General features: G+C 55.1%; 14 protein-coding genes. 1 reads left to right on the forward strand and 13 read right to left on the reverse strand.

What is annotated here, in order from left to right:
* Positions 1–2: 2 nt before the first annotated feature.
* The 13 genes from B9K09_RS05045 to B9K09_RS05105 all read right to left on the reverse strand — a co-directional run bounded on the left by B9K09_RS05045 (position 3) and on the right by B9K09_RS05105 (position 20,070).
* Positions 3–3,125 carry a DUF748 domain-containing protein gene (locus tag B9K09_RS05045; protein WP_087515795.1) on the reverse strand — a complete coding sequence of 1,041 codons (3,123 nt, stop codon included), beginning with the start codon at positions 3,123–3,125 and terminating at the stop codon, positions 3–5.
* A gap of 100 nt (positions 3,126–3,225) precedes the next feature.
* A complete protein-coding gene (locus tag B9K09_RS05050) occupies positions 3,226–4,242 on the reverse strand; it encodes a class I SAM-dependent rRNA methyltransferase (protein WP_087518989.1) in 1,017 nt (338 codons plus the stop codon).
* Positions 4,243–4,362: 120 nt separating this feature from the next.
* Positions 4,363–5,544 (reverse strand): acetyl-CoA C-acetyltransferase, encoded by a 1,182-nt coding sequence (locus B9K09_RS05055; RefSeq protein ID WP_087515796.1) that lies wholly within the window; start codon positions 5,542–5,544, stop codon positions 4,363–4,365.
* 333 nt (positions 5,545–5,877) lie between these two features.
* Entirely contained in the window at positions 5,878–6,750 is an 873-nt protein-coding gene (locus B9K09_RS05060; RefSeq protein ID WP_087515797.1) for an oxygenase MpaB family protein, read from the reverse strand.
* Between the two features lie 154 nt (positions 6,751–6,904).
* Complete coding sequence (gene acs / locus B9K09_RS05065) at positions 6,905–8,842, reverse strand: acetate--CoA ligase (protein ID WP_087515798.1); 1,938 nt, start codon at positions 8,840–8,842, stop codon at positions 6,905–6,907.
* 172 nt (positions 8,843–9,014) lie between these two features.
* Positions 9,015–10,679, reverse strand: a complete 1,665-nt coding sequence (gene pgi / locus B9K09_RS05070) for a glucose-6-phosphate isomerase (RefSeq protein ID WP_087515799.1) — start codon at positions 10,677–10,679, stop codon at positions 9,015–9,017.
* Between the two features lie 290 nt (positions 10,680–10,969).
* The gene (gene panC, locus B9K09_RS05075) at positions 10,970–11,830 is read right to left on the reverse strand and encodes a pantoate--beta-alanine ligase (RefSeq protein WP_087515800.1); all 861 of its coding nucleotides are present in this window, start codon (positions 11,828–11,830) and stop codon (positions 10,970–10,972) included.
* Positions 11,827–12,627 carry a 3-methyl-2-oxobutanoate hydroxymethyltransferase gene (gene panB, locus B9K09_RS05080; RefSeq protein ID WP_087515801.1) on the reverse strand — a complete coding sequence of 267 codons (801 nt, stop codon included), beginning with the start codon at positions 12,625–12,627 and terminating at the stop codon, positions 11,827–11,829. Before panB ends, panC begins: the two co-directional genes overlap by 4 nt.
* 264 nt (positions 12,628–12,891) lie before the next feature.
* Positions 12,892–13,383 (reverse strand): 2-amino-4-hydroxy-6-hydroxymethyldihydropteridine diphosphokinase, encoded by a 492-nt coding sequence (folK, locus tag B9K09_RS05085; RefSeq protein WP_087515802.1) that lies wholly within the window; start codon positions 13,381–13,383, stop codon positions 12,892–12,894.
* The gene (locus B9K09_RS05090; RefSeq protein ID WP_087515803.1) at positions 13,383–14,789 is read right to left on the reverse strand and encodes a polynucleotide adenylyltransferase PcnB; all 1,407 of its coding nucleotides are present in this window, start codon (positions 14,787–14,789) and stop codon (positions 13,383–13,385) included. Before B9K09_RS05090 ends, folK begins: the two co-directional genes overlap by 1 nt.
* 695 nt (positions 14,790–15,484) lie before the next feature.
* A complete protein-coding gene (locus tag B9K09_RS05095; protein ID WP_087515804.1) occupies positions 15,485–16,921 on the reverse strand; it encodes a sigma-54 dependent transcriptional regulator in 1,437 nt (478 codons plus the stop codon).
* Between the two features lie 34 nt (positions 16,922–16,955).
* Positions 16,956–19,910 carry a sensor histidine kinase gene (locus B9K09_RS05100; RefSeq protein ID WP_087515805.1) on the reverse strand — a complete coding sequence of 985 codons (2,955 nt, stop codon included), beginning with the start codon at positions 19,908–19,910 and terminating at the stop codon, positions 16,956–16,958.
* The gene (locus tag B9K09_RS05105) at positions 19,894–20,070 is read right to left on the reverse strand and encodes a hypothetical protein (RefSeq protein WP_003244646.1); all 177 of its coding nucleotides are present in this window, start codon (positions 20,068–20,070) and stop codon (positions 19,894–19,896) included. Before B9K09_RS05105 ends, B9K09_RS05100 begins: the two co-directional genes overlap by 17 nt.
* Positions 20,071–20,370: 300 nt before the next feature.
* On the opposite strand from B9K09_RS05105, the gene B9K09_RS05110 reads away from it, so the two are divergent.
* On the forward strand, positions 20,371–23,679 hold the full coding sequence (locus B9K09_RS05110; protein ID WP_087515806.1) for a DUF2126 domain-containing protein: 3,309 nt from the start codon (positions 20,371–20,373) through the stop codon (positions 23,677–23,679).
* The last annotated feature ends 121 nt before the right edge of the window (positions 23,680–23,800 follow it).

The following is a 23,800-nucleotide window of genomic DNA, read 5'->3' on the forward strand; positions in this document are numbered from 1 at the left end:
AGTTATTCACTGCCAAGTTGCAGCGGAGAGGCAACACGGCCATCAGTTGCGGCAGTACCTAGGCTGACATCGAGCAGGTAGATGCGCTCATCACTCAAGCCGTTCTGGGCCAAGTAATCCTTGATTGTTGCTGCACGTTCTTGGGCCAGTTTACGCAGCAGCAATTCGCTGCTGCTCCAGTGTGCGACGACTGCATCGCTAAGTTTTTTACTGCGCTGTTCCTTATCCAGCTCGGCCCATTCAGCAGGTGGCTGTTTTTTCAAGCGAGCACGGTATATGCCTTCAAGCATTGGCCCTTTGACGTCATCCGGTACTTCAAGCTCGTCGGCCTCACCAGGTACGGTATCGCCACGGCGTTGGAGCATCTTGTAGTAGGTCGATTGATATTCTCTCTGCAGGCGCTGCTCCGCCAGAAGCGGGCCGTCAGATGCTTGTGCGCTCATGCCTTCTACTTCAAGGCGCAAGGCCGGGCGTTCAGCAAGGGCTTTGATCAAGGTGTCGAGTGAGGTTTGCGCCGTCTTGTCGAGCTCGCTGCTGCCTGCGGCAAACTGCACGTTGCTCAAATCGACATCACTGCCGCCGGAAACCAGGCCGCCAATGAACTTGAATGGCGCTGTTGCCGCGCGAACCACCAGGTTACGCAAGGTCTGCCAAACGATTGGCATGACACTGAACTGCGGGTTGTTGAGGTCGCCCTGTACGGGCAGGGCCAAGGAGATTTTGCCATCGCTGTCTTTGAGCAGCGCCACTGCCAGCTTAATTGGCAGGTCCACTGCGCTTGGGCTGTCAACTTTTTCACCGAGTTGTAGCTGTTCTACGACCACACTGTTTTCGGCATTTAGCTTGCCGTTATTGATGCGGTAATGCAGATCAAGATTGAGTCGGCCCTTGCGAATACGATACCCGGCGAACTTGCCGGAGTATGGCGTCAACGTGGTGAGCTCGACACGTTTGAACTGGGTGGCGATATCCAGACTGGCCAGCGGGTCAAACGGATTCAAGCTGCCTTTGATGCTAACCGGTGCGTACTTGTCGACCTTACCGGCAATATTGATTTTCGCGGGTTTTGGCGCACGACTATCAATGGTGCCGATCTGGCCGTTGAGCTGTTGGATCGCCGTAGCAAAGTTGGGCGTCAAGCTAAAGTCGGCAAAGTTAGCGGAGCCATCGGCAATATTGATTTGACCAATATGGATACCCAGTGGCTTGCCTGCGGGTTCGGCTTTGGCATTTGGCTCGGCTGGCTGCGGGATCACCAGTTCACTGACGTTGGTGGTCAGGTCTTCGTTGATCAGGAAGCGCGCGTAAGGGTTGTCCAAGTTGACTTTGTCGATGCTCAGGCTGTCGCCGTGCTTATAGCTCAGGCCAGACAGGTCAAGCGTCTTCCAGCGTACAAAGTCGCGCTGCTTGAGCGTATCAAGCGTGTGTAGCTGGCTGACTTGAGCGTTACCGGTAACACTCAACTGCAATGGGGCAGTGCTGGTCAGCGCAACATTTAACTGGCTGCCAAGCATACCGCTGCGCAGCTCTAACCGCACAAATGGGTCCATGTAAGCCTGAGCGACACGCAGGTCAATATTCTGGGTGGTGACGTTAAGGTTGGCCGTGGTTGGCGTCAGTTGTACTTTGCCTTCAGCCTGAAGCTTGCCTTGCTTGCCAAGCCCGGTATCGAGCTTGATATCAAAGGGTGTGGTGCCTTGGCTGTTAAAGTTTTTGATATCAAGGTTCAGCGGACCAAGCTCGAGCGCCAAGTCTTTCTCCGGCACCTTGTCGGCCAGATGCACTTGGTAGTCGCGTAATTGAACATCCTTGAGTAGCACAACCCATGGTTTGCTGGCTTCGGGGGTGGCGGCAGCTTGAGTCGCTGGTTTGCTTTCTGGAGCTTTATTGGCCGCAACCTGCTGGTCTTTGGCGTCTTGGTCTGTGGTGGCTGCTGTGCTGGTTGTTTCCGTGGTGCTGCTGTTTGCTGCTGTTTCTTCGGTTGCTGCAGTCTCGGTATCCGCTTGGGCTACAGCTTGAGGCTCATCGGCCTTGTTTGCCGCAGGCTCTGCGTTAGGCGCATTTGCGGCAGGCGAGGTTGGCATGGCAGCAGGTTTTTTCGGGGCTTTTTTAGCTGTGGGTTGGCTGGCAAAGAGTTTTTGCCAATCCAGTTCGCCATCGGCTTCACGACTGGCCCAGGTTTCGAGTTTTTGGCTGCGAATCTTGCCGACTACAACTTCTTGTTTAACCAGGTCTAAGGTTGTATCGCTAACTTCAAGGTTCTCAAGGTTGACCAGCGGACGCCCGTCCGGTGCTTTGATGGCGAAAGGTGAGACCTTTAGTTCGAGATTGTTCAGGCGCAGCTCTGTGCTTTTGGCCAGATCAAGCGTGTAGTCACTCGACAGATTGAGTACGCCTTTTTCCAGATCAAGCGGCACAGCATCGCGCACGTATGGCCAGAAGCCTTTCATCTGCGCATCGGTGACTTTAATGCTGCCAGTTGAAGTGATGGGCACCAAGCTGACTTTACCGGTCCAGTCGATGCGACCGCCCCGTGGCCCTGTGGCTGACAGCGTCATCGCTGCGTTGTCGTCGGGCAGGGTGCTGAGGTTGTTCAGTTCAAGGTTTAGCGCGTCGTAAACGAAGTTGATCGGCTCGCTAGGGCGCAGGTCCTGAAAGTGCACATAGCCATCAACCAGCTTGATCCGGTCGATACGCACCGGGAAGGGCTCGCCAGGCGGCTCTTCGGTTGCAGGTTGCGGGCTTTCAGGCAGTTTGAATAATTGCGTGAGGTTGAGCCCGCCATCTTTGTCGAAAAGAATTTCGCTGTGGGCTTTATCCAGTTCAATGTCGGCAAGATGCAGCGCTTTAGTCCATGCGCTATCGGTTTCGACATTGGCATACAAGCGCTCGAAGGCAATGTGCTTGGTTTCACCGGCACCGACGCTCATCCCCCAAAGTTTCAACTCCAAGCTGAACGGGTTGAACTGCATGCGTTCAAGCTTGGCCGGTTGTGTGGCGTATTGCGCAAGCTGTTGATTGATCACGCGCAAACCAGCGCCTGGGATGATCAAAAAGCCCAGCAAGGCATACAAGCCAATGCCGAAAATCAGGGTGCCAGCGGTGTATTTCAGTCCTTTGTACATAGCTAAGCGTCATCTATCCCGACAAGAAATGCTTTTGAGTATGGCACGCTTGGATGGGTTGAATGAAGCCAGTACTCGTTTGGTCGGCGATGCGATGCCCTTAAAACTGCAAAATCAGGGTTTTCAGCGGTGGTTGGCCATCATTTGATGGGAAGTCAGCTGCCGGGCTGATTACTTGCCAGTCACGCACGGGGCGCCCCAGTTTACTGGCACAGCGCAGTACTTGTTCGCGCCAATCGCTGATCGCCACTTTGGCCAGATTGTTACAGCAGATCAGTACACCGTCTTCAGCTGTGGCCAAAATCGCAGGCTTAAGCAGGCTTTGGTAATCACGCAGCAGATCGACTGTGCCAAATGCACTTTTCGCCCATGCGGGCGGATCAAGCAAAACCAAATCGAATTGCTGTGGGGTGAGTCGGGGATAACTCGGTAGCTTTTGTCCGCGACGCTGGGCAATAGGCAAGCCAGCGAGTTGGCGGATAGCCGGAAAGTAGTCCGACTGAATAAACTGCATCGGCACTAACTCTGGGTTCAGCGCGCTGTTTTCGCGGCCAACGGCAAGGTTGCCTTCAGCGAAATCAAGATTGGTCACCGCATTAGCACCGCCAGCAGCAGCCGCTAAACCGACGCCACAGGTGTAGGCGAATAGGTTGAGCACGCTTTTACCCGCGCTGTGTTGTTTAACCCAGCCGCGAGCGTTACGCAGATCAAGGAACAGCAGGGGATCTTGTCCGGCATGGCGTCCGCGCACCCGGTACTTAAGCCCCCATTCATGGCCGATCAGGTCTTCGAGGGCTGCTTCCTGGGCTTTATACACAGGGTCTTGGCGGTCGATCCGCGAGTTACCTTTTGAGCGGTCGTTGTAGACCAGCAGCAGTGGCTGCTCAAGAAACTCACTGCATTTATCAGCGAGCTGTAAAAGCTCTTCTGTCGTTAGGCTCTGATGAAAGCTCTGAACCAGTAATTGCGGGCCATATCGGTCGATTGTTAAACCGCCAGCACCTTCTTGGCTGCCGTGAAACAGGCGATAGCAATCTGTGCCTTGGCTGTGCAGTTGTTCGATTAGCGGTTTACGGTTTGCCAGTGCGGCGCGCAGCGCCAGGATGAGAGCGGACATGCGCGACGACTCAAGAGGGGGAAGTGAGGCTAGTTTATCAATAAAAATGCCGGTGCTGAGCGACAGCACCGGCATTTAAGGTTTAGCCCGGTTAGGGGGCTCTGAAAAAGGCGGCGTTAGTTAATTGCGTTCAATGGCAAGGGCAACACCTTGACCGCCACCAATGCACAGAGTGGCCAAACCTTTTTTCGCGTCACGCTTGATCATTTCGTGCAGCAGGGTGACCAATACCCGGCAGCCGGATGCGCCAATCGGGTGGCCGAGGGCAATCGCGCCACCGTTAACGTTGATCTTCTGAGCATCCCAACCAAGTTCCTTGTTCACCGACAGGGCTTGCGCAGCAAAGGCTTCGTTGGCTTCGATAAGGTCGAGGTCTTCGATTTTCCAGTTGGCTTTTTCCAGGCAGCGGCGAGTTGCGGAAACCGGACCTATGCCCATGATCGCTGGGTCGACACCGGCGTTTGCATAGCTGGCAATACGTGCCATGACGGGTAAGCCGAGCGCTTTGGCTTTGTCGGCGCTCATCAGCAGTACTGCAGCGGCGCCATCGTTGAGGCTGGAGGCGTTTCCGGCGGTGACTGTGCCGTCTTTTTTGAATGCAGGCTTGAGCTTGCCCAGTGATTCGGCAGTCACACCTGCGCGCGGGCCTTCATCCTTGGCGAAGGCAATCGGGTCGCCTTTACGCTGAGGGATCATGATCGGGGTGATTTCAGCGTCAAAACGTCCAGCTTCAGCGGCAGTCACGGCTTTTAGCTGTGACGCGGCGGCGAAAGCATCCTGCTGTTTACGGCTGATGTCATATTTTTCGACCAAATTCTCGGCGGTGATGCCCATGTGATAGTCGTTGAACGCATCCCACAGGCCGTCGGTAATCATGCTGTCGATGATTTTCGTGTGGCCCATACGTAAGCCCGTGCGTGCTCCGGGCATTACATAGGGTGCGAGGCTCATGTTCTCCATGCCGCCCGCAATGATGACATCGGCGTCACCGCAGCGAATCGCTTGAGCACCCAAGTGCAGAGCCTTGAGGCCAGAACCGCAGACCTTGTTCAGGGTCAGCGCCGGTACTGCATTTGGCAGCCCGGCAAGGATCGACGCCTGGCGAGCCGGGTTTTGGCCGGAAGCGGCGGTCAATACTTGGCCGAGGATGACTTCGTCAACCTCAGCCGCATTAATACCGGTTTGCTCAAGTAGACGGCGAATAACCGCTGCGCCCAGTTCAGGCGCTGGAATGCTCGACAGCGCCCCTTGAAAGCTGCCAATTGCGGTACGTGTGGCAGCGACTATTACGACTTCTTGCATGGTTCTGTCCTCATCCTCAAAGGGTGAACAAGGCGATGCTTGTCCACCATGATTGTGCGGCTAGCCGGGTGCCCGCAGGTACAACTGGCGGATGATGAAAAGCCTGGCTAGTGGCGCCTGTGCGCGAATGGGCCATATCTTGGCACACTGCTCGGCGACGCGACCAGCCTTAGGGAGCCTCTGAAAAATTACTGCGCTAGATATTACGGCGTTAAAAAACTGCTCAAAATGCTCACTTAGGCCACTAAAGTCGAGCGCGACCCCGGCCGTTTTTTCGCATTTTTTTGCCTTGTACTATCGTCGCTCGCTACCTTTTTCAGAGCTCCCTTTAGCTTATTTGACAATGCCTAAGCGGCGGCGCGCGCGGTGGATAGAGCCATTGCGCACAGCCCAGCGCAACAAGGGGGCAAGTCGGTTAATGCGTAGGCGAATCCAACGGCTGTGCCGTTCGCTGATAGATTGCCCAAGCATGCTTTGCGCCCAATCCGGCAGCAGATCGATGCCGCCCTGCATAAATAACTTTGCCGCGAAGCCCGCCACAATGTTTGGGGCAGGTGCATTGAGTAAAATTCGCAGAATTTCCAGTGAGCGCTCGTCGCACAACAACTGCGGCCGCATATTGTCGAGGTATTGGCTAATCTCGGCTCGTGAGCGCGGTACCTTGGTTGCACCTAAGCGTTCGGCAATCTGCGCAACTTCGGTGTAATAACGATCCTGATCCGCACCTGATAACTCTGGGTTGCGGTAGCGCAGATGTGACTGTAGAAAGCTGTGCACTTCGGCCACGTGAACCCAGGTTAGAAGCTCCGGATCACTGGCCGCGTAAGGGCGCCCATCCGGGGCAAAGCCGGTGACTTGCAAGTGAATGGTTTTGACCTTTTCGATCAGCCAGTCGGCATCGGCTTTAGCGCCATAGGTGGTGCCGGATATGAATAGCCCGGTACGTCGCAAGCGGCCGAGCAAGTCTTCACGAAAGTTTGAATGATCCCACACCCCGGCCAGTGCCAGCGGATGCAACGCCTGCAATAACAGGGCGCTGATACCACCGACCAGCATGCTGGTGAAGTCGCCATGAACCTGCCAACTGACTGACTCCGGGCCAAATAAACCGGGGTCGCCTTTGGGCTTTTCAAAGTCAATTTGCCTCAGCGCGAGACCGCTGAGTGCTAAAATCTGACTTTCGATTTTTCGGCGAATATATTCCATGGTGCGAGTGTGCGGTTTATCTGCCTGAGCTACAAGATAAGCCCAAAAAGCCTCTTGTTATACAAGCCTTATCGCTGATCGTCCGCGCTATGATCTAGACGTCGCTCCCCCTGAAAAGACGCGTCATGCGAGTTTTCAGGGGATAGTCCCAGCGTTAGCGATTGAGACGTTTATCGATTAAATCATCGACGACCGATGGATCTGCCAAGGTTGAAGTATCGCCCAAGGTATCAAGTTCATTGCAGGCAATTTTACGCAGGATACGCCGCATGATCTTGCCTGAGCGGGTCTTCGGCAAACCAGGCGCCCACTGCATCAATTCTGGCTTGGCGAAGCTACCAATTTCTTTGCTGACCAAGGCCAATAGTTCCTGCTGCAGGGCGTCGCTGACTTCCACTCCATTCATCGGGGTGACGAAGGCATAGATCCCCTGACCTTTGAGGTCGTGCGGGTAACCGACGACCGCGGCTTCTGCGACCGCGTCGTGTAATACCAGTGCGCTTTCGACTTCTGCAGTGCCAATACGGTGGCCGGAGACATTGATCACGTCATCGACTCGCCCGGTTATCCAGTAATAGCCATCTTCGTCTCGGCGCGCGCCGTCGCCGCTGAAGTAATAGCCGGGATAGGTTGAGAAATAGGTATCGATCATGCGTTGGTGATCGCCGTAGATGCTGCGAATCTGGCTCGGCCAACTGGCTTTGATCGCCAGAACACCTGAGCCAGCACCGTCGATTTCCTTGCCTTGCTCATCGAGCAAAACCGGCTGTACGCCAAAGAAAGGTCGTGTGGCTGAGCCGGGCTTGAGATCAGTCGCCCCCGGTAACGGCGTGATCATTATGGCGCCGGTTTCGGTTTGCCACCATGTATCAACTACAGGACAGCGCTTGTCACCGACTACATTGAAATACCATTCCCAGGCTTCAGGGTTGATCGGCTCACCTACGCTGCCAAGCAACCGTAAGCTGCTGCGCGAGGTACTTTTGACCAGATCGTTTCCTTCACGCATCAGCGCGCGCAGGGCGGTTGGTGCGGTGTAGAAAATATTGACCTGGTGTTTGTCGATCACCTGCCAGAAGCGAGAGGCATCAGGGTAATTGGGTACGCCTTCGAAAATCAGGCTGGTCGCGGCATTCGCCAGCGGACCGTACACGATATAACTGTGACCCGTGACCCAGCCAACATCGGCGGTGCACCAGTAAATCTCGTCCTGGTGATAATCAAATACGTATTTGTGGGTCATCGCCGCTTGTAACAAATAGCCACCGGTGGTGTGCAGCACGCCTTTGGGTTTTCCTGTGCTGCCGGAGGTGTAGAGGATGAATAATGGGTCTTCAGCATCCATCGGCTCTGGCGGGCAGTCAGCGCTCGCGTCGTGCATAGCTTCGTGATACCAGATGTCGCGGCCTTTAAACCATTGCACATCGCCTTCAGTGCGTTGTGCGACGATTACGGTTGAGACGTTCGGGCAACTTTGCAACGCTTTGTCGACATTGGCTTTAAGCGGTACATACTTCCCGCCGCGCACCCCTTCGTCAGCGGTTATTACGGTGCGGCAATCTGCATCGAGAATGCGGTCGCGCAGGGCGTCTGGGCTAAAGCCGCCGAATACCACTGAGTGCACGGCGCCAATCCGTGTGCAGGCGAGCATGGCGTAGGCAGCCTCTGGAATCATCGGCATGTAGATACACACCCGATCACCTTTTTCCACTCCACGGCTTTTCAACACGTTGGCCAGGCGGCAGACTTTATGGTGCAGTTTGTTGTAAGTGATATTGGCCGACTCTGCGGGGTTGTCGCCTTCCCAGATCAGCGCAATTTGCTCACCATGCTCGGCAAGGTGACGGTCAATGCAGTTGAAGCTGACGTTCAATTTGCCGCCCTTGAACCAGCTGGCATGGCCCTTACGCATGTCAACCTTATGCACGCTTTGCCAAGGCTCGAACCAGTCGAGGAAGGTCTTGGCCTGCTCAGCCCAGAAGGTTTCAGGCTGTTCGATTGATTGCTTGTACAAGCGCAAGTAGTCGTCGTTGTTGATGTGTGCACGCAAGCGGACATCATCGGCAACAGGGTGGCGAGTGATCTCAAACATGGCGGGTTCCTTATTTTTTGTATCCGCGACTGTTTTAGGTTAGCACCCCATGGCCTGCGATTGTCGATGTGCGCCGCGCTTCACGCTAAGTGGTAGCGTCTGGATACAGAATGAGTGCAGATAAGCAAAACCCCGGCAATTGCCGGGGCCTGGATTGACGCAACAGCTGCTTTTAACCGCGATGGCGGGCGCGGAAAAAGTCGATTAAGCCTTGAGTTGATGGATCTTCAGCGACATTTTGCTCGGCGCCGGTCAGGCGTGAGTAAACCCCTTTGCCGAGTTCTTTACCCAGCTCTACACCCCACTGATCGAAGGCGTTGATGCCCCAGATCACGCTCTGGGTGAAAACCTTGTGCTCATACAGCGCAACCAGCGCGCCGAGGCGCCGAGGGCTGATACGCTCCAGCACCAGAGTGTTACTCGGGCGGTTGCCGGGAATCACCTTGTGCGGTGCCAGCTCGGCAACTTTATCTTCGCTCAGGCCTTGGTTGCGCAGCTCCGTTTGGGCTTCGTCAAAGCTCTTGCCGAGCATCAGCGCTTGGCTTTGTGACAGGCAGTTGGCGTACAGCCATTGGTGATGGTCAGCGACAGGGTTGTAGCTGACCACGGGCACAATGAAGTCAGCCGGGATCAGCTGTGTGCCTTGGTGCAGTAACTGGTGATAGGCATGCTGGCCATTACAGCCAACGCCACCCCAGATCACCGGCCCGGTCGCGCAGTTTACCGGGCTGCCATCTTGCATCACCGATTTACCGTTGGACTCCATGTCGAGCTGCTGCAGGTGCTTGGTGATGTTTCGCAGGTAATGGTCGTACGGCAGAATCGCTTGGCTCTGGGCGTCCCAGAAGTTGCCGTACCATACGCCGAGCAGCGCCAATAGCACCGGCATGTTTTCTTCAAAGGGTGCGGTCTGGAAATGCCGGTCCATGCTGTAAGCACCGGACAGTAATTCCTTGAAGTTGGACATGCCGATGGTCATCGCAATGGGTAGACCAATCGCTGACCACAGCGAGTAACGACCGCCCACCCAATCCCACATCGGGAAAATGTTTTCTTCGCGAATACCGAAGGCGACTGCCGCCGTGGTGTTACTCGACACCGCAATAAAGTGCCGGTAGAGCTCAGCCTCACTGCCGCCCTGTGCCAGATACCAGGCGCGCGCTGCTTGTGCGTTCTTCAGGGTTTCCAGCGTGCTGAACGATTTTGACGAGACGATAAACAGCGTGGTTTCGGCGCGCAGTTTGGCGGATAACTCGTGAAACGAGCTGCCGTCGATATTGGCCAGGTAATGGCAGCGCACGCCGCGCTGAGCAAACGGTAACAACGCTTCGGACACCAGCTGCGGGCCAAGGAAGGAGCCGCCGATGCCGATGTTGACCACGTCGGTGATCGGTTTGTCGGTGTAGCCGCGCCACAGGCCGTCATGCACGCTGCCGACCAGGGCTGTCATTTTGTTGAGTACCTGCTGGACCTGCGGCATGACATCGATGCCGTCGACCATGACCTTGTCGCCAATTGGACGGCGCAGGGCGGTATGCAGGGCCGGGCGACCTTCGGAGGCATTCAGGTGCTCGCCGCAGAACATCGCGTCAATGGCGGCCTGTAGATCAACATCGCGCGCCAGTTTCACCAACAGGTCACGCGTTTCAGTGGTCATCAGGTTCTTCGAGTAATCGAGGAACAAACCGCATCCGCTCAGGCTAAAGTTTTCAAAACGCTGAGGGTCATTGGCAAATGCATCGCGCATGCTGAAGTTCTGCAAGCTGGCTCGATGTTCCTGAAGTGCTTGCCAAATGGGCTGGGCAGTAACATCGAGGGGCTGCTGATAGTAAGGCATGGGCGCGGGCTTCCTTCTGGTGTGCGTGTGGGTGGTTCTTCCGAGGTTGACGGCATTTTGCTTCGGGGCAACTCAACAGGTCACGCTAAGATCAGGCCAACTGCACCGGTATTGCATCATGGCGAGGGCTGATTGGTTCGCTGGAGCCCTACACAGCATACCCGGCTTGAGAGGTTTCGGCTCGGCTTCGCTGCAATGAACATATTCGCAGGTCATCACAGCGGCATCCGCCAACCTTGGCTGTATTTGCTGCTGTGATGGCCGGGTTCACCTGTAAGCGGGCTCGCTATTTATGCAGGCGTGTCCAGATCAACCAAGAGGTTGTCGATCAGTCGGGTGTTACCGATAAATGCCGCCACTAAAATAACCAGTTGACGGTCTTCTGCTGTAACCGGGCGCAGGCTGTTCGCTTCGCGTATTTCAAGGTAGTCAGGGCGAAAGCCTGCTGCCGCGTGTTGGCTTTGCGCGTGAGCAATCAACTGCGCAGGATCATGCTCGGCGCTTTTCAGCCCACTGGCAATTTCTTGCAGTGAACGATAGAGCACGGTTGCGGCATGGCGTTGTTCATCACTCAGATAACCGTTGCGAGACGACAGCGCCAAGCCATCTGCTGAGCGTACTGTGGGCTCACCAATAATCTGGATCGGCATATTCAGGTCATTGACCAGTGTGCGGATGACCGCCAGTTGCTGGAAATCCTTTTGGCCGAAGATCGCCAGGTCAGGCTGCACCATGTTGAACAGCTTGCTGACCACGGTCGCGACACCATCAAAGTGCCCAGGACGGCTGGCGCCGCACAAGCCTTCGGATACACCAGGCACGCTGATCCGGGTTTGCACGTCCATGCCGTGCGGGTACATCTCTTCAACGCTGGGCGTGAACAGCAAGTGGCAACCGGCTTTGACCAGTGTTTCCTGGTCTGCAGCCAGGGTGCGCGGGTACTTGTCGAGGTCTTCGTTGGCCCCAAACTGCAGCGGGTTTACGAAGATGCTGGTCACTACGAAGTCGCTACGCTGAGCGGCTTTCTCGACCAGCGCCGCGTGGCCAGCATGCAGGTTGCCCATGGTTGGGACCAGGCTGATGTGTTTACCTTCAGCACGCGCTGCCGCAACAGCAGCGCGTAATTCGCGGACGGTTTTAACCGTGTTCATGCAGAGAATCCATGTTCGGTAGCTGGGAAACTTTGGTCTTTTACCGCTCTGACATAGGCAGTAAGTGCACCTTGAATAGAGCTTTGCCCAACCATGAAGTTCTTCACGAACTTTGGCGTGCGACCCGTGAGGGAAAGGCCAAGCATGTCATGTACAACGAGTACCTGGCCGTCTGTGCCTCCGCCAGCGCCAATACCAATCACCGGAATATTGACCGCTTGAGTGATCTCCGTCGCAAGTTCACTGGGTACGCATTCGAGTACCAGCATCGCCGCGCCAGCTTGCTCCAGAGCCATGGCGTCAGCCCGCATTTGCCGAGCCTGTGCTTCCTGGCGGCCTTGCACCTTATAGCCGCCCAGAACGTTTACCGCTTGCGGTGTGAGGCCCAGGTGCGCGCATACCGGAATGCCGCGCTCGGCTAGAAGCCGGGTAGGCTCAGCCAGCCAGACCGCACCTTCGAGCTTGACCATATGCGCACCGGCTTGCATTAGGGTTGCTGCATTGTTCAGGGTTTGCTCAATGGTGGCGTACGCCATGAACGGCAAGTCAGCGACAATAAGTGCACCTTGGTTGCCACGTTTGACACTGGCGACGTGGTACGCCATTTCAGCAGTGGTCACAGGTAGCGTGCTGTCGTGTCCTTGTAGAACCATACCCAGTGAGTCGCCGACCAATATCACATCAACACCCGCCTGACAGGCGGCGTGGGTGAAGGTGGCGTCGTAACTGGTCAACATGGCGATTTTTTCGCCACTTTGCTTGAGGCTTTGCAGAGTAGTCAGGGTTATATCAGGCATTTAGATTGTCCTCACTCAGGCATTATTAAGCAGAAAGCTGCTCTAATTTGGCCTGCATTGGCCTCGGTTTGCACCGGTGCTGGGCAACGGGACGCCTATAGTCCTGATGACGAGGCGTTAAGTCAATTGCAGGTGTTACCGTCTTGTTACCGAGGCATATCGCGCGGAGTGGCTTTAAGCGGTCTATACGCCAGAAAAACTGCCTGTACAGCGCGCTGCCGCAGCCTGTGTATCTGCAATAGAGCGGTAACAACTCGCACGGGGTTAGCTTGCGCTGTTCAGTCGTTCAAGTCCTTCGAACGGGCAGGCTACCAGCAAATCCTGTAGCGTTCGCCCGTCGGGAAGTTGCAGCTCCGGGGCGATTTCGGCAAGTGGATAAAGGACAAATGCGCGTGCATGCATGTGATAGTGCGGAACCACCAAGCGTGGTTCATTAAGCACCAGTTGGCCAAACAGCAAAATGTCCAGATCAAGTGTACGCGGTCCCCAGCGCTGTTCTTTACGCTCGCGACCTTGTTCAAGTTCTATCGTTTGCAGGGCGTCGAGTAACTGCAGAGGGCTCAGTTGGGTGTCGAGTGCCGCGACAGCATTGAGGTAGCGCGGCTGGTCTGCTGGGCCGAGTGGGTCGCTGGCATAGAAGCTTGATTGTGCGACTAAACGCGTTTGCTTAATCTCGGCGAGCGCCGACAACGCTGCATTTAGCTGCTGTTGTGGCGTTGCCAAGTTGCTGCCCAGGCCAATATAAACGCGTGTCATTAGTCGTTGCTTGGGGGTGGGCTGCTGTCGGCCGCAGGGTTGCGCTTGCGGCGATTGTTAGTGCGACGACGTTTGCGCGGTGCGCTGGTGCTGTCATCTTTGCTGCTGAGGTCGCGAATCATGTTGCGGCGTTCGCTGTCACTCGCATCCTGATAAGTCGTCCACCAATCGCCGAGGCCATTGGTTTGCTCGCCGGCGCTTTCACGCAGGAGTAAGAAGTCATAGCCAGCACGGAACCGAGGGTTTTCGAGCAGGGCGTCAGCGCGTTTACCGCTGCGGCGTGGCAAACGTTCCTGCATGTCCCATATTTCGCGGATCGGCATAGTGAAACGTTTGGGGATAGCAATGCGCTGGCATTGCTCGGCGATCAACTCGTGGGCGGCTTCTTGCATTGCCGGAATCGGTGGCATGCCGCGTTCCTGCAAGCGCAGTACCCGAGCGGGGAGAGCAGGCCAGAGCAGGGCCGCAAAGATAAATGCAGGGGTAACCGTTTTGCCCTGTTTAATCCGCAGATCGGTGTTCACCAACGCATTGTGGATCAGGTTGTCGGTGTAATCCGGGTCTTGTTTCAGTGCGGCGGCAGCGGCTGGGAACAGTTGGCCAAACAGGCCGTAATCCACCAGCAATTCATAGGTGTAAACCGCGTAGCCAGCGAGAAATAGCTTCAGCACTTCATCAAATAGGCGTGCGGAAGGGATCTCATTCAGCAGTGGCGCCAGTTTGTAGATTGGCGCGGCGCTGTGTTTTTCGATGTCGAAGTCCAGTTTGGCCGCGAAGCGAATCGCGCGCAGCATGCGCACTGGATCTTCCTGATAACGTTGAGTCGGATCACCGATCAGACGAATCAGGTTATTGCGAATGTCATGCGCACCGTTGGCGTAATCAAGAATCCGCTCGTTTGAAGGGTCGTAGTACAGCGCATTAATGGTGAAGTCGCGGCGCTGAGCATCGTCTTCAAGATTGCCATAGACGTTGTCACGCAGAATTCGACCGCTCTCGTTGCGCGAAGACAGGTTGCTATTTTCTTCCTCGTCACCTTGTGGGTGATTTGCACGGAAGGTCGCCACCTCGATGATCTCGCGGCCAAAGTGCACATGCACCAGTTTAAAGCGACGGCCAATGACTCGGGCGTTACGAAACTCGGCGCGTACTTGCTCAGGCGTGGCGCTGGTTGAGACATCGAAGTCTTTCGGGTCGACATCAAGCAGTAAGTCGCGAACACAGCCCCCCACCAAAAACGCTTGATAGCCAGCGTTTTGGAGGCGCTCGACGACACTGATCGCGTAGCGACTGATTTGTTTGCGCTCGATAGGGTGTTGGTTGCTATTGAGCACAACGGGAGTGCTGTGCGCTTGCTTGGCATGGCGCACTGGTGGGCGTAACGACTTGAACAGCTTTTTCAGCATGGGATGCACTGTATAACGAAATGGCCGGCCAGAATTGATGATGACCGCAGGAATGGCGCGGATTCTAGCATTATGCGGGGATATGGTGTAGGCGAGAGGTGAATCATTCTGGAAACCCAGAAAGCACTGAGGGAGCCGAAGCTCCCTCTTAAATTGTTGCGTGCTTTATTTTTATTATTATTTCGGGCTTGTTGTTTTTGTTGAATTGCCCGTTCCTTCTGGTCAAAGACCTCAGGAAAACCTCTCAAGTTGAGAGTTAATAGCAAACGGATTTCTTTGGATGCTGACAGTGCGATGATCATTCCGTGACCCAACCAGTTCAGGTGCTGCCTAAGAGCAGTTTTGTTGTTCTCTACCTGGTCGCGGGGCAAGCCCCAAAAGCATATCCTCTACCCAAAAGAATCAGTTTTCTGCGCCTCCTGTCCTATTGTTTTTATTGTACTGGAGTCGTTACGTTTTATTTTTATTGTCTTGTTTGCTGCTTGTTATTGTTGTTGTGCAATAGATAAAGCATTCGCCGTGCCAGTTTTTTCAAGTCCTTTAAAATCAATGACTTAGCAATACTCACGATTCTCGGTAGGCAGAAAAAAGCCGGGTGACGTTACCGTAACTCCCGGCTTTTGTTACTAAGTATTGAAACGGTAACAGTCTGTGGAACCCTTTTGCTGCTCCCGTGTCACGCTGCGTTGAGCGTGTTACTCACTGGTAGCACCTGATTTGCGCCGTGGAATGCCTAAACGTTGTCGACGCTCCCACAGGCATTTGCGACTTATGCCCAATTTGCGGGCCAGTTCGGTTTCGGTCATGTGGTCTTGATGTTCCAGTACGAAGTGCTGGAAGTAGTCTTCTAGCGACAGGTCTTCGGTAGGTTCATGGCTGTTGCTACTGGACTGGCCGTTACTTTGCTGGCTGCTGGAGAAGTCATCGTCTTCCATGTCATCCAGTTCAACATCTATACCTAGCAGCTCGGCGGTAATCAGCGGGCTTTCGCAAAGGATCACCCCACGCTCGATAGCGTTTTCAAGCTCGCGCACGTTACCCGGCCATGGGTATTGGCGAATGGCGTGTTCGGCATTCGCTGCAAAGTGCAGGTCTGTGCGGCCGATGCGAGTGGATTGCCGCTGGAGAAATGCCTGGGCGATTTCGAGTACGTCCTTGCCGCGTTCACGCAATGCTGGAAGCTTGAGCGCAATGACATGCAGGCGGTAATAAAGGTCTTCACGAAATTGGCCGGTTTTAGCCAGGGTTTTCAAGTCGCGGTGGGTCGCTGCAATCAGGCGTACATCAACCTTCTGCGATTGCACGGAGCCAACTCGGCGAATCTCGCCCTCTTGCAGTACTCGTAACAGTCGCGCTTGAGCTTCAAGCGGCAACTCGCCGATCTCATCGAGAAACAGGGTGCCGCCGTCAGCCGCTTCAACCAAACCTGCACGTGCTGCACTGGCGCCGGTAAACGCGCCTTTTTCGTGACCAAAAAGCTCGGACTCGATCAGGGTTTCTGGAATCGCTGCGCAGTTAACCGAGATCAGCGGTGCTTTGGCACGTTTGGATAGGTTGTGCAGGGCGCGGGCGACCAGTTCTTTACCGGTGCCCGATTCGCCCTGAATCAATACATTGGAGTCAGTCGGCGCGACCTTGCGGATTTTGCTGTAGAGCTCAAGCATGGATGGCGATGAGCCAATGATGCCGATCTCGCCATTGCAATTGTCTACGCTTTTGTCGGCACCCGATGGCGCGCCAGCCGAGCGTACAGGTGCGGCACTTAGATGGCTTTTGAGTGCCTGGTGGTCGCGTAAAATCCGTGCGACGGCCTGAAGCATTTCATCATGGTCAAACGGTTTGGCAATGTAGTCGACGGCACCCATCTTCATCGAATCGACAGCGGAGCGCAGGCTCGCGTAGCTGGTCATGATGAGCACAGGTGTGCCTTCCCCGAGTTTTATCAACTCGGTACCGGGTGCGCCGGGCAGGCGCAAGTCACTGACAATCAGATCAAAGCTGGGGATACTGAAACGCTCTTGCGCTTCTTGTACTGATCCGGCTTCGCTGACTTCGTATTGGTTGCGCTCGAGTAAACGACGCAAGGCAGAGCGGATAATGGTTTCGTCTTCGACGATCAAAATATGAGGCATTAATTCGGTCTCTCGACGGTCTCAGGTCGCTGGTTTAAGTCGCTATTGACGTCGCTTCAACATGCCGCGGCAATGTCACCCTGATTCGGGTGCCCCGTTGCAGTTCGGTATCAGCCGGGCTGTCGATTGTTATTTGTCCATAATGCTCTTCCACGATGGAATAGACCAGCGCAAGGCCGAGTCCGGTTCCACTGCCCGGGTCTTTTGTAGTGAAGAATGGCTCGAATAAACGGTCCATTATGGCCTTGGGAATGCCGCTGCCCTCATCTTCTACAATGAGATCAACGGTATGCTCGAAAGCCTCGCTCTTGACCCGGATAGCCGTATTCGCGGAAGAGGCGTCGCGGGCATTGGACAGTAGGTTGATCAGCACCTGTGCCAGACGTTGCGGGTCGCCCACGACCCAATGATCAGAGTCACATAAATTATAAAAGTGTACTTCAACACTTTGCCGGTTTAACGAGAGCAAGCCAATGGCGTCCTGCGCCACTTCGGCTAAACACACCGGTTCATCGGCGTGTTGATGGGAGCCTGAGTGGGCAAAACTCATTAGTGACTGAACAATTCTGGACACGCGCTTGGTTTGCTCGATGATTTGTTGGCTGATCTCAGTTAGCTCATCATCATCTTCGCGTTCTTCACGCAGGTTTTGCGCTAAGCAGGCGATGCCGGTGATCGGGTTGCCAATCTCATGGGCCACGCCAGCGGCCAGTCGACCAATACTGGCCAGGCGTTCAGAGTGCACAAGTTTGTCTTCGAGCACCTGAGTGTCGGTCATGTCTTCTAGCAGGATCACCAGTCCACTGTTACCGGGAGCAAGGGGTTCGATAATTGCGGCTTTGTGCAGGCTCAACCAGCGGATCAGGCCGTCATCACTTAAGCGGTGTTTGTGCAGATGCTGGTCGGGCAGATCGACGAAGTCCATCAGCAGGCTGCGCCAAGGTTCACTCAGGGTGCTAAGGCGTGAGCCGACCACGCGCTGCGCCGGGATATCCGTGAGTTCCTCCATGGCTTTGTTCCACATCAGGATTTCTTGATCTTTTGCTAGCGAACACACACCCATTGGCAGTTCTTGCAGGGTTTGCCGGTGATAGCGGCGTAAAGCATCAAGCTCGGCTGCCAGCCCGGTAAGCCGTGAATGGTAGTCTTCCAGCCGGCTCTCTATAAAGTGTATGTCTTCGGTCACATAGGCTTCGCTGCCAGTCTTGAAGGGCAGAAAGGTTTCGACGATATCCTGTGACACGCTCGGGCCCATCAAGCCAGACAAGTTGGCTTCTATGCGGTCACGCAGGCGGCGCAAGGCATATGGGCGGCTTTCATCGAAAGGCAGATGTAGGTCGCGTAGGGCTTGTTCAATTTCACGTTGAGCTGTCTTGGCGCCTAACGGCTTGGCCAACTGGGTTGCGAATTCTTGCGGCGATGTAGCCAGCAGTTCACGCCGTTGCGGGCGGCGCACGTTGTCTACTGCACAGGCTTGGGCGGCACTTTTTTCTTCTTCACTGGCATCGCTGAACAATGAAACCAGAGTGAATACCAGCACGTTAGCCGCGAGTGAGCCGGTAGCGGCAAGGTGCCAACTACTGTCGTTGAGCACATAAACCATATTGACGATAGGCAGGTAAATGTTCTGCAAGTTGCCCAGTAGCGGCATCAGCATACTGACCGCCCATACGGCGATGCCTGCAAGGAGCCCGGCAATAAAGCCGCGTCGATTGGCAGTTGGCCAGTAAAGGACCGAAAGTACACCCGGCAGAAACTGCAGGGTGGCGACAAAGGCGACAATACCCAGGTTGGCCAGGTCTTGTTCGGCGCGTAGCAGGGCATAGAAGCCGTAGCCGGCCATGATAATCACGACGATCAGCGCACGCCGGGTCCATTTCAACCAACGGTAGATATTGCCCTCGGCCGGTGGCTGGTAAAGCGGCAACACGACATGGTTGAGCAACATGCCCGAGAGTGCCAGCGTGGTCACAATGATCAACCCGCTGGAGGCTGATAACCCTCCGACATAGGCGATTAAAACCAGTGCCGGGCTGTCCACCGCCATACCAAGGCCCAGGGTGAAATATTCCGGGTTGGTGGTTACGCCGAGTTTTAACCCCGCCCAGAGAATTAACGGTACAGCCAAGCTCATCAGCAATAGAAACAGCGGTAAGCCCCAACTGGCGCTGACCATTGCCCGTGGGTTGATATTCTCGGTAAAGGTCATGTGATACATGTGTGGCATGACGATCGCAGAGGCGAAGAATACCAACAGCAGTGTCCGCCACGGCCCTTCTTGCAGCGGCGTGTGTAGGCTGGCTAGCGCAGCCTGATTTTGTACCAGCCATTGTTCAAGGTCATGGGGCCCATTAAACACACCGTAAAGGGCATAGAGGCCGATGGCGCTGATCGACACCAGCTTGACTACCGATTCAAAGGCAATCGCGAACACCAGGCCTTCATGTTTTTCGCGGGTTGCGATGTGGCGTGCGCCAAAGAGGATGGTGAAGAGGATGATGAGCACACAGAAACTGATCGCAACGCGCGCCTGCATGGGCTCATGAGTGAGGATGCTGATGGTGTCTGCAACCGATTGAATCTGCAGGGCAAGTAGGGGTAAAACCCCTATAAACATGAAAATGGTGGTCAGTGCGCCAGCCCATGTGCTGCGAAAGCGAAAGGCAAATAAGTCAGCAAGCGATGAAAGCTGGTAGGTCCGCGTGATGCGTAATATCGGGTAGAGCAGCACCGGAGCCAGCAGGAATGCGCCAGACACACCTAAATAGCTGGCTAAAAAACCGTAACCATATTGGTAGGCCAGGCCGACAGTGCCGTAGAACGCCCATGCGCTGGCGTAGACACCCAAGGAAAGTGTGTAGGTCAGCGGGTGACGGATGATTTTGCGCGGGATCAACCCGTGTTCGCTTGCCCAGGCCACGCCAAACAGCATGAGCAAATAAGCCGCACTGATGAGTATCAGTTGGCTAAGACTAAAGCTCATCGGCATCTCGCTGACTCTGCAGAATAAATGTCACCACGATCAGAATCAGCCAAAGCAGATAAGGTCGATACCACGCACCATTGGGGTCAATCCACCAATCCATGATGGCCGGGGAGAATAGGTAGATCCCGACCACCAGAATCAGCACGAGTCGATAGATATACATGCCGCATCTCTTTTCGTGAGTGTGCTGATGTTACCGGATGCGTGAGCGGCTGCGTAGTTTGCTGGTGTTTGATTGCTTGCTCGACCAAGGCACACGCTTGTATTGCCTGCGCACAATCTTTTGTTGGGAATGTTGCCGCAGGTTTTGGACCCTAATTTGTGCGTATGATCAGTAACCGATGTGCTGCTGCGCGGTTCTGGTGCTTAATGGATTAGCCTTGAGCTTGCCCCCCAAGCGAATAGGGCTCTGGCATAAGTTTTGCGCAGCATTGTTATCGCTCAGGCTAGCAGGAGGCCCGCTGTGTCGATCCATATCGCATTACATCACGTTACCCATTACCGGTATGACCGGGCCGTTAACCTCGGCCCGCAAATTGTGCGGTTACGTCCAGCGCCGCATAGCCGGACCCGGGTGCTGTCTTATGCGCTGAGCGTCGAGCCGGGCGAGCACTTCATCAATTGGCAGCAAGACCCGCAGGGTAATTACCTCGCGCGCGTAGTGTTTCCGGAGAAAACCCGTGAGTTAAAAGTTGAGGTTGATCTGGTCGCGGAGATGGCGGTCTTCAACCCATTCGACTTCTTTTTAGAACCCTACGCAGAAAAAATCCCGTTCAAATACACCGAGAGTGAGCAACATGAGCTGGCGCCTTATCTGGTGACCTTGCCGGGTACGCCGCTGTTCGATAAATACTTGGCGGGGATTTCTCGCGAGCCGTTGCCGAGTATCGATTTTTTGGTGGCGATAAATCAGCGCTTGGCGGGTGATATCAAGTACTTGATCCGCATGGAGCCAGGCGTTCAAACACCTGAACTTACACTGGAAAATGCCTCGGGCTCATGCCGCGATACTGCTTGGCTGATGGTGCAACTGTTGCGCCACTTGGGTATGGCTGCACGCTTTGCTTCAGGTTATTTGATTCAGCTCACGGCTGATGTGAAGTCGCTGGATGGACCTTCGGGTACTGATGTCGACTTCACTGACCTGCACGCATGGTGCGAGGTTTATTTGCCGGGTGCAGGCTGGGTTGGCCTGGATCCTACCAGCGGCTTGTTTGCTGGCGAAGGACATATTCCATTGGCTTGCAGCCCTGAACCGTCATCAGCTGCGCCCATTAGTGGTGGGGTCGATGAGTGTGAGTGCGAGTTTTCTCACGAAATGCGCGTCGAACGCATCTGGGAGGCTCCGCGTGTCACCAAGCCTTATAGCGAAGCGCAGTGGCTGGCTATTAATAGCCTTGGTAAACAGATAGACACTGAGCTTAAAGACGCTGATGTGCGTTTGACCATGGGCGGTGAGCCGACGTTTGTGGCGCTTGATTATCCAGATGATGCTGAATGGAATACCGCAGCGCTGGGGCCGAATAAGCGCTTGCTGGCGGCTGATTTATTCCATCGGCTGCGCGAACATTACGCGCCGAATGCGTTGGTGCATTTTGGCCAGGGTAAGTGGTATCCAGGCGAGCAATTGCCGCGCTGGTCGTTGAACTGTTTCTGGCGGCGTGACGGCCAGCCAATTTGGCGCGATGCCAAGCTGTATGCCGACGAACACCGTGATTACGGCGCCGATGAAACCCTGGCAGCAACGTTCCTGAAGACGCTTGCCGGGCGCTTGGGTATCTCGGCTGAACACCGTTTCCCGGCGTATGAAGATGGCTTCTATTACTTGTGGCGTGAGCGCAAGTTGCCCAGCAACCTTACGCCGGATGACCCACGCCTGGCTGATCCATTGGATCGCGAGCGCTTGCGCAAGGTTTTTCAACAAGGGCTGGACAAGGTCATTGGTCATGTCTTGCCATTGGCGCGTAACGCCGCTGAAACCGAATGGCTGACCGGCAGTTGGTACCTGCGAGAGGAACATTGCTGGCTGATCCCCGGCGACTCGCCATTGGGTTACCGCTTGCCGTTGGAGTCTCAGCCTTGGGTCAGCAAAGCTGATTATCCCTATGTGAATCCGGTCGACCCTTCACAGCGTCTGGCGCCTTTGCCAGCAACTGCGCAGGTTCAAAGCCAATTGCGCGGCGTGTGGCAAGGCGGTCAAAAGGCTCCGGCAAAGCGTCCGCAGTTGAACACCTCGGCTGACGATATTGTGCGCACCGCTTTATGTGCAGAGCCCCGCGAAGGGCGGCTGTACCTGTTTATGCCGCCATTGGTGCGACTTGAGGATTATTTAGAGCTGGTGGCCGCCATTGAAGTAACTGCCGTTGAGCTTGATTGTCCTGTGGTACTTGAGGGTTATGAGCCGCCCAATGATCCGCGCTTGCAGTTTTTCCGGGTAACCCCAGACCCGGGCGTGATTGAGGTCAATATTCATCCGGCCGCAAGCTGGGATGAGCTGGTTGAACGCACGGAGTTTCTCTACGAGACAGCGCGTCAGTGTCGTCTGAGTAGCGAAAAATTCATGATTGATGGTCGTCACACCGGAACCGGGGGCGGGAATCACTTCGTTCTGGGGGGCGCGACGCCACCGGACTCACCGTTTTTACGTCGTCCTGACTTGTTAAGAAGCCTGATCAGCTATTGGCACAATCATCCATCGCTGTCGTATCTGTTTTCGGGTTTGTTCATTGGTCCGACATCGCAAGCGCCGCGCGTGGATGAGGCGCGTAACGATGCGCTGTATGAGTTGGAAATTGCCTTTGCGCAAATGCCTGAGCCGGGCAAGGACTGTGCGCCGTGGTTGGTCGATCGCTTGCTACGCAACTTGCTGGTCGACGTGACCGGTAACACTCACCGTTCCGAGTTTTGTATCGATAAACTCTATTCGCCAGACTCCGCTTCGGGGCGCCTCGGCCTGCTGGAGCTGCGCGCCTTTGAAATGCCGCCACATGCGCAAATGAGCTTGGCACAGCAGTTGTTGTTGCGCGCCTTGATCGCGCGTTTCTGGAAGCAACCTTATCAACCTGCAAGATTGGTGCGTTGGGGCACAGAGCTGCATGATCGGTTCTTGCTCGCGCACTATGTTGAGCAAGACTTTAATGATGTCCTGCAGGAGTTGGGCGTAGAGGGCTACAAGTTTCGCGCCGAGTGGTTTGCGCCACACTTCGAGTTCCGCTTCCCGAAAGCCGGTGACTTTAATGTTAAAGGTATCGACTTGGAGTTGCGTCAGGCGCTTGAGCCTTGGCATGTATTGGGTGAAGAGGGCACGGCAGGCGGCACTGTCCGCTATGTCGACTCATCGCTTGAACGCATGCAAATCAAGGTGCGCGGCATGGCTCCGGATCGCTACGTGATTACTTGTAATGGCGTGCCTGTGCCGCTGCACTCAACCGGCAAGGTGGGGGAGTATGTCGCAGGTGTTCGTTATCGCGCATGGCAGCCTGCCAACTGTTTGCAGCCGACAATTGGTGTGCATGCGCCATTGGTGTTTGATGTGCTGGATACGTGGATGAATCGCTCATTGGGTGGCTGCCAGTATCATGTTGCGCATCCGGGAGGCCGCAACTATGAAACCCTGCCGGTTAATGCTTATGAGGCTGAAAGCCGGCGCTTAGCGCGTTTCTTCAGGCTCGGTCATAGCCCGGGTAAGCGTGTGCCAATGCCGGTGGTTGCAAATGGTGAGTTGCCGATGACTCTCGACCTGCGGCTTAGCCCAGCAGGTCGCAAAGACTAGCGTTTAGTCAGGACTGAGCTTGGGCATAGGCAAAAATACTCAGGTCGGTTACCGGGATCTGAGTGTTTTTCAGGCCAATTGCGTTGGTTTCAGCCCGTGTCGACTTTCCAGCGAAGGCGCA

Source organism: Pseudomonas sp. M30-35, assembly GCF_002163625.1.
GTDB lineage: Bacteria > Pseudomonadota > Gammaproteobacteria > Pseudomonadales > Pseudomonadaceae > Aquipseudomonas.